This is a genomic window from uncultured Lutibacter sp. (assembly GCF_937891065.1).
GTDB lineage: Bacteria > Bacteroidota > Bacteroidia > Flavobacteriales > Flavobacteriaceae > Lutibacter.
Window position 1 is genome coordinate 25,975 of record NZ_CALAEQ010000206.1, and the last position, 7,519, is coordinate 33,493.

Consider the following 7,519-nt stretch of genomic DNA (forward strand, 5'->3'; position numbering starts at 1 on the left):
AGTTTTATAAAAGCCCATCAACAATGATGGGCTTTTTTTATGGTCAATTTTAAATATCTATAAAGCCAAATATATTTTACTTTTAACTTTATTTTAAAATATTTTTGTTTTATTCAAACGTATAGCGTTGTTCTTCTGTTGAAGACTCGTTTAGTAATTGGTTAAATGTTGCTATAGTATTAAAATCACGGGTGATTTCTCCAGATACTGCAATTCCAGAAATACCCGTTGTTAATATGTCTGTAACATCTTCTGTGGTTATGCCTCCAAAACCAATAATTGGTGTTTCAGTTTTTAATGTTTCTGTAATTGTAGTATAACCGCTTAAACCTAAAGCCTTACTTAAATTATCTTTGGTTGTTTTAACCCTAAAAGGGCTTAAACTAATATAATCGACATTTTTAACAATTAATGATTCGCAATCTTGCAAGGTGTGTGCTGTTCCGCCAATTAGTTGCCAAGTGTATAAATGCTCGCGCGCTATAGTAGGGCTGGAATCTGTTTTTCCTAAATGAACACCATCTGCTTTAATGGCTTTTGCTATTTTATAATAATTGTTTATAATTAATCTGGTTTGAAAATGAGCTGTGATTTCTCTAGCCTCATTGGCTAACTTTAAAAATTTCTTTTCTGAAACGTTTTTTAAATGTAATTGCACCAATTCTGCACCAGCTGAACAAGCTTTTTGGATGTTTTCAAGATGCTCTTTTGGAGAGTTTCCTTGAGATATATAATGTAGTTTAGGTATTATCATGTCTTCGTATTTTGTTGGGGCATTATATCTATGAGAAAGTATACATTCTATTTATTACTCATAAATTATAGGTATCCTAAACCGTTACTTTTTTAGAGTATTCCATAAAATAGGATTCAAAGCGTTTGAGTAATGGGTGCATTTTTTCTAAATATAGCACATACTGGCACTTGTCAATACTTTGAGTAATCGACATCAACGCATTATATGCTTTTTTTTGAACTAAAAACTCAGCGTCATCAATGCTAAATATCTTTAATTGAGAAGTGCTTACTCCATTTGATAAGAACAACTTATTTATTGTTGTGGGCGTAGAAATAAGAATATCTATACCTTCAAAGATTTCTGATTTTTGCACATCAATATGAAGCTGTTCATACCCTACATAAACTCGTAACGAATTATATCGCGTATATGTTAAAAAAGCATCAAATAATTCTAAGGCTCTTTCCTTATTTTCTACAAGAACTATGGCCCTTGGAAGAGTTCCAACTGCCTCATATTTTAATTTTTGCAAGGTAGTAAGTATAAGCGAGGTTGTTTTTCCACTATCTTTTGCAGCGGTGCAATAAACATTGGAACCACTTTTTATTACAGGAATACTCTTGCTCTGAAAAGGAGTAGGTGTTACTATTTCGAGATATTCTAGCTTCTCTTGTATATCAGAATGTAATTTTTTAAAAGGCATAAGAATTAAAGGAGTGACTAATTAGCGTAATATTAATAATGAAGGCAAATATACAACTAAATTGACGTGATTATTTTTTTCTAATGAGCCATTTGTAATTGGTAACTAAGTAGTAATCACAAACACACCTTTATAAAATAAATATACTGTGAATAATTTAGCATAATGTTCTGCGTTACGTTACTTTGCTTTGGTTAAAAGCAAAGTATTACTTTTCATTTTATGTAAAGTCTTATACTCGAAAGTTAATTCTACAATTTTAATGAAATCGATGAAAGGAGATTCACGAGCTCTTATTTGAAAAATAAAAGAGTTACGAGTAAACACTTATTAAACCTAATGACGAAAGGAGGGAAGTGCGATGTGTGTGGAATGACTAACTTATTTATATTTAAAAATAGCCTAAAATTATTTTTACTTCATCTTTATATTTTCTCCCAACCGGAATAGAAATTCCTTTGAGAATTAATTTACTTGGTGAAAATGAGTCAATAAATTTAATGGCAACAATATAAGAACGGTGTACTCTTAAAAATTGTTTTTTAGGTAATAATTCTTCAATTGATGAAATACTTTTATGAGTAATAATTTCTCTTTCTGTAGTTTTTAATTTTATGTAATTCTTCTGACTTTCAATATAAACAATGTCTTTCATGAAGACTTTTTGAAGTGATTTTTCTATTTTCAAATATATGAAATCTTCTTCCTTATTTTGCTTTAAATATTGCTGTTCTAATTCTATAGTTTTTTGATTTGTTTTTTGCCAGCTTTTTAAAAAAACATATCCTAACGGGATAATTACTGCAAGATTAACATCTAAAACAGTATTCATGATTTCTGTAATTGCAAAGAAATGGTCACTCTTAAAACTATTTAAATACAGCGGTTGCACAACATAATAAATAATGGGTCTTTGAATAAAAACAGATACTATAATTAATAAAAGTAAAAATGACACGATAAACCCTGTATACTTCTTTTGAAGGAAAAAAGAAGGAATTAAAATGTATAAGGTTACATAAACTAAAGTTAATCTAGCAGGTAAACTAAAAACTTGAATCATGAAATTCCGATAATAGTCGTTATCATATGTTCCCCATATAATTGTAAAAAAAAGGATAAACACCAACCAGTAGAGGCAATGTTTTCCAACTCTAATGGCAAAGTTACTATTCGTAAACAAAGGAAACTTTATATTATTAAAATTCATACAGCTAAAATCTGAAAAATAATCTGAATAACCATTAGTTAAGTATAAACAACTACTAATTTTATACAGATAACAGCTTTAAATAGCATTTTACATTTTTATAAAACCGTTCCTTATTTTTATGAAAAACAGTTAAATAAAGTAGTTTGGCACATTTAAATAGTTTTCTGTACTATCCGTTTGTTTGCTTTGAATTTCCGTTTTAATATTGACTTTTATAATTTAAAACTTAACAAAATGTATTCACTATTTAGAGCTTTTATTACTTGTTTATTCCTGTTTATTTCCATTCAAATTGTTAGCGCTCAAAGCGTAAATTTGAATAGAGTGGAACCTCCAAATTGGTGGATCGGAATGGAAAATACCGAATTACAATTAATGATTTATGGAGAAAATATTAGTACAACAAAACCAATAATTCAATATGAAGGCGTTACTATTAATAGCATATCAAAACTTGAAAACGCTAATTATTTATTCCTAAACCTTACTATTGATATGAATACAAAAGAAGGTGCTTTTGATATTGTTATTAATACTGATAGTGGGGAAAAATTAATTTATAAATATGAATTAATGCAAAAAAAGAGTAGAAATAATCTAAGTCAATCAATTGATGCTTCTGATGTGATGTACTTAATAACACCAGATCGTTTTGCGAATGGAAATCCAAAAAATGATTCCACCGATGATACTATTGAAAAAGTAAATAGAAAAAATCCAGATGGTAGACACGGTGGAGACATTAAAGGTATTATAAATCATTTAGATTACATAGATAATTTAGGTGTCACAACATTATGGTTAAATCCATTTTTGGAAAACGACCAACCTGCATATTCTTATCATGGCTATGGAATATCAGATTTCTACAAAACTGATTCAAGGTTTGGAACTAATAATGATTATAAAAATTTGGTTAGTCTTTGCCATGAAAAAGGAATGAAGGTAATAATGGACCAAGTTTTTAATCATTGTGGTGCAGGGCATTGGTGGATGAACGACTTACCTTCTAACGATTGGCTGAATCAATGGGATACATTTACAAGAAGCAATTTTACCAATATTGCGGCTTCTGATCCTCACGCTTCAAAAAGTGATTATGATTTATTTACAAAAGGTTGGTTTGATACTAATTTACCTGATTTAAACTTAGGAAATCCGTTTTTAGCAACATATCTAATTCAAAATTCTATTTGGTGGATTGAATATGCTCAGTTAGATGGTATTAGAATGGATACGTATCCTTATCCTGATAAAAAAGTGATGGCAACGTGGGTAGAAACTATTAATACAGAATACCCAAACTTTTATATTGTTGCAGAAACTTGGGAAGCAAAAGCATCCTCATTATCTTATTGGAATAATGGAGGAATTAATAACGACGGTTATCAATCTCCAGTAAATAGTGTTTGTGATTATCCTTTATATTATGCAATGTTAAATGCATTTGGCGAAGAAGGAAATACATATAAGCTTTATGAAACGTTGGCTGAAGATTTTGTGTATGGAGATGCTTTTAATAATAAAATTTTTAATGGAAATCATGATGTAGGTAGGTTATTTACCTTATTGAATGAAGATATTGACAAACTAAAATTAAGTATGGCGTTTATTTTAACTACCAGAGGAATTCCGCAATTGTATTATGGAGATGAATTATTATTTAATGGAGATAAACCAGACGGTCAATTGCGAAAAGATTTTCCTGGCGGATGGAAATTGGATAAAAATAATGCCTTTACAAAAGAAGGTAGAACAACCCAAGAAAAGGATAGTTATGATTTTGTGAGTACTATTTTAAATTGGAGGAAAACTGCTGAAGAAATACATTATGGAGAATTGAAACATTTTCAACCTTTAGAAAACATCTATGTATATTTTAGATATACAGCTATAGAAAGTACCATGATTATTATAAATAACAACAAAAAAGATATTACCAATTATAGTTTAGAACGTTATAAAGAATCTTTGAGTGGATATTCATATGGAATGGATATTATAACCAAAAGGGAAATTTCCTCGTTAAAATCGTTACACTTAAAAGCTAATTCAGCTTTAATTATTAAACTTAAAAACTGATGAAAAATATATTTATTATTGGTGGAGCATCCTACAATTCAGTAATTACTTTAGATGAATTTCCAAAAGCAATTCCTCAAACCATTCATAACTGTTATTTTAATGAAACAATTGGAAATACTGGAGCAGGTAAAGCACTAACGCTATCAAAATTGGGTTTTAATACTACTTTTCATTCATTAATAGGTGATGACTCTTTTGGGAATAAAGTGCGTTCATATTTAGAAGAGTCAAATCTGAATTTTATTTCAGATATAGATTCAAAAGGAACTGAACGGCATTTAAATATTATGAATAGTAGAGGAGAGCGCATTTCTATTTTTATAAATCCTAGTTCTGATACTCCAGAAATTGACTATTCAAAATTTGAAAAGAATATAAAAAAGTCAGATTATATCATCGTAAATATTGCTAATTATTGCCGAAATATTTTACCGATTTGCAAGCAATTAAATAAAGACATTTGGACAGATTTACACGATTATGATGGTAAAAACGAATACCATCAAGATTTTATAGCTGCTGCCAATTATATTTTTTTAAGTTCCGATAATTTACCCTATTATAAACCATTTATGCTGCAACAAATAGCAAATGGAAAAAAATTAGTTGTTTGCACTCACGGAAAAGGTGGAGCCACTGCATATACCAAAGAAGGCGGTTGGATTGAAACACCAATAATAGATGCTTATAAAATGAGAAATGCCAACGGAGCAGGAGATTCTTTCTTTTCGGGGTTTTTATATGGTTTTTCTAAAGGGTATGACACAAAAAAATGTATGCAATTTGGTACTATTACGTCAGGTTTGTGTATAGAGTCAGAGTTGATTGCTAACGATAAATTAAGTAAAACATTAGTTGAAAGAGAGTTTTTAAATTATTATGTTAAATAGAATGTTTAAAACGGCCTCATAAAACTTTGGCTAAAACAATAGATTACTTTTTATTGGCGTTGGCAAGCGGCTGCAAATTACTCGTCTGTTTTTTATTTGTTTTTATTTGAACTCGTGAATGCTGCGCATTTGTGTTTACAAAACAATAAAGCGCTTGGTAGCGGCAACTACGAAGTAATCACGAACACAGATTTATAAAATAAAAAAGCTGTGAGTAATTTAGCATAATGGCAAATTATAGCTACAAATTGTGTTAGATTGTTGTTTGCTGAGAATCGTATATTTGAAAATTTATGGGGTATTGTACAGAATATTGGATTTAAGCGCAATGCTAATACTAGAATGATTCATGACCCAAGTATAAAAGTTTCTTATGAAAGTAAAAAATTGTGCGATATTTTGCATAATGTAGAATTACAACTTACAAATAAAATCTAGAACTATAAGCCGTAATTGCTTTTAACATAATTGTTGACGATATAGACCTAAAGGCACTATATCTGCAATTATGTGTAAATAGCCTGAAATTCGGCTATACAGCAATTACTGTATATTTGTATTATAATTTATATTATGTTAAATAGAATGTTTAATTTAATCAAACCCTAACAAAATAGTTACCCTCTCTTTTCAATGACCAATGTTGTCATACTTCTTTTTTTTTCAACAATTGTTGTTTTTACATCTTCTATCATTAAAACACATTCTCTATTTATAATGTCTTGCAGAATATTAGTTGTTAATAAAAACCGAGTTGAACCATCAGGTAATTTATAAATTCCATTTTCTAAAACTTTTACTTGATCTTCAATTCCAAAATTAGATGCAGTTCTTATAAATAAACTCCCTTGAGGTTTTAATATTCTCATCAATTCATTAAGCATTTGTGTAAAATGGCTTAAATCTTTAGCAAAATGTAAAACCGCATTGCAAATCACATGATTAAAAGTATTTGATTCAAACGACATTTGATCTACTGAAGCCACACTAAAATTTTCATTTTGTAATTTATAGAGTTCTTTGCAATATTGTATGTCTTCTAAATTTATATCAATTCCATAGGTTTGAAAACCTGAATTATAAAACCACTTCAAATTTCTACTACTTCCGCATCCTGCATCTAAAATTTTTGAGCCAATCGGGTATCTATCTTTTAAAATTTGATCTATAATATAAATATCAACACCTTCAATACTTTCCTTCAGCGCTTTTATGTTCATGAATGAGAAATTTAAGAATGCAAATTACAAATTCTTATTTAGTGATAACATTTTACAATGACAAAAACGCAATACCATAACACAATTACTGTACATTTGCCAAATGCAAAAACAGCATTCCTCCCAATTTGAATTTATAGCATTAATGGCATCTTTAATGTCTATAGCTGCACTCGCTATTGACGCTCTCCTACCTGCTTTAGAATATATTGGTTTTTCAATTGGTACAACAAACGTAATTGATAATCAATTATTAATTACCATGATATTTTTAGGATTGGGATTAGGTCCATTATTTTTTGGACCAATTTCTGATAGTTTGGGTAGAAAACCTATTGTATATATGGGATTTGGTCTATTTATAATTGCAAGTATTATTTGTGTTTTATCAGAAAGTTTAGAAATGATGGTTTTTGGAAGAATTTTACAAGGAATTGGACTTTCAGCACCTAGAACCATTAGTATTGCAATGGTTCGTGATACCTACAATGGTGATTATATGGCACGTATTATGTCGTTTGTAACAGTGGTTTTTATCTTTGTTCCTATCATTGCTCCTGCTCTAGGAAAATTTATACTAGATTATTATAATTGGCAAGCGATATTTTATATTCAACTGATATTTAGCGTGTTAGTATCTTGGTGGTTTTGGAAAAGACAGCCTGAAAC

The 7,519-nt window shown here is 29.4% G+C and carries 7 protein-coding genes; 3 read left to right on the forward strand and 4 right to left on the reverse strand.

Annotated features, from left to right (window positions below; genetic code table 11):
* Nucleotides 1-109: 109 nt before the first annotated feature.
* From Q0352_RS11305 to Q0352_RS11315, 3 genes are all read right to left on the reverse strand, one after another.
* Entirely contained in the window at nt 110-754 is a 645-nt protein-coding gene (locus tag Q0352_RS11305) for a thiamine phosphate synthase (RefSeq protein ID WP_299527547.1), read from the reverse strand.
* A gap of 76 nt (nt 755-830) precedes the next feature.
* Nucleotides 831-1,442, reverse strand: coding sequence for a DEAD/DEAH box helicase (locus Q0352_RS11310; protein WP_299527549.1), 612 nt, complete (start codon nt 1,440-1,442; stop codon nt 831-833).
* Between the two features lie 391 nt (nt 1,443-1,833).
* Complete coding sequence (locus tag Q0352_RS11315; RefSeq protein WP_299527551.1) at nt 1,834-2,505, reverse strand: LytTR family DNA-binding domain-containing protein; 672 nt, start codon at nt 2,503-2,505, stop codon at nt 1,834-1,836.
* Nucleotides 2,506-2,889: 384 nt separating this feature from the next.
* Between Q0352_RS11315 and Q0352_RS11320 the strand changes: the two genes are divergently transcribed.
* Complete coding sequence (locus Q0352_RS11320) at nt 2,890-4,737, forward strand: glycoside hydrolase family 13 protein (protein ID WP_299527553.1); 1,848 nt, start codon at nt 2,890-2,892, stop codon at nt 4,735-4,737.
* Nucleotides 4,737-5,630: a carbohydrate kinase family protein gene (locus Q0352_RS11325; protein ID WP_299527555.1), complete on the forward strand. Its 894-nt coding sequence runs from the start codon at nt 4,737-4,739 to the stop codon at nt 5,628-5,630. Before Q0352_RS11320 ends, Q0352_RS11325 begins: the two co-directional genes overlap by 1 nt.
* Before the next feature lie 617 nt (nt 5,631-6,247).
* On the opposite strand, the gene Q0352_RS11330 is transcribed toward Q0352_RS11325, so the two are convergent.
* Nucleotides 6,248-6,850 (reverse strand): bifunctional 2-polyprenyl-6-hydroxyphenol methylase/3-demethylubiquinol 3-O-methyltransferase UbiG, encoded by a 603-nt coding sequence (locus Q0352_RS11330; RefSeq protein ID WP_299527557.1) that lies wholly within the window; start codon nt 6,848-6,850, stop codon nt 6,248-6,250.
* Between the two features lie 103 nt (nt 6,851-6,953).
* Between Q0352_RS11330 and Q0352_RS11335 the strand changes: the two genes are divergently transcribed.
* Nucleotides 6,954-7,519 (forward strand): MFS transporter (locus Q0352_RS11335; protein WP_299527559.1); only part of this gene is annotated, 566 nt, incomplete at its 3' end.

What these genes read in the sequence shown, in the direction of transcription:
- Q0352_RS11320 (WP_299527553.1), top strand. Translation starts at nt 2,890, where the DNA reads ATGTATTCACTATTTAGAGCTTTTATTACTTGTTTATTCCTGTTTATT.
- Q0352_RS11330 (WP_299527557.1), bottom strand. Translation starts at nt 6,850, where the DNA reads ATGAACATAAAAGCGCTGAAGGAAAGTATTGAAGGTGTTGATATTTAT.
- Q0352_RS11315 (WP_299527551.1), bottom strand. Translation starts at nt 2,505, where the DNA reads ATGATTCAAGTTTTTAGTTTACCTGCTAGATTAACTTTAGTTTATGTA.
- Q0352_RS11310 (WP_299527549.1), bottom strand. Translation starts at nt 1,442, where the DNA reads ATGCCTTTTAAAAAATTACATTCTGATATACAAGAGAAGCTAGAATAT.
- Q0352_RS11325 (WP_299527555.1), top strand. Translation starts at nt 4,737, where the DNA reads ATGAAAAATATATTTATTATTGGTGGAGCATCCTACAATTCAGTAATT.
- Q0352_RS11305 (WP_299527547.1), bottom strand. Translation starts at nt 754, where the DNA reads ATGATAATACCTAAACTACATTATATATCTCAAGGAAACTCTCCAAAA.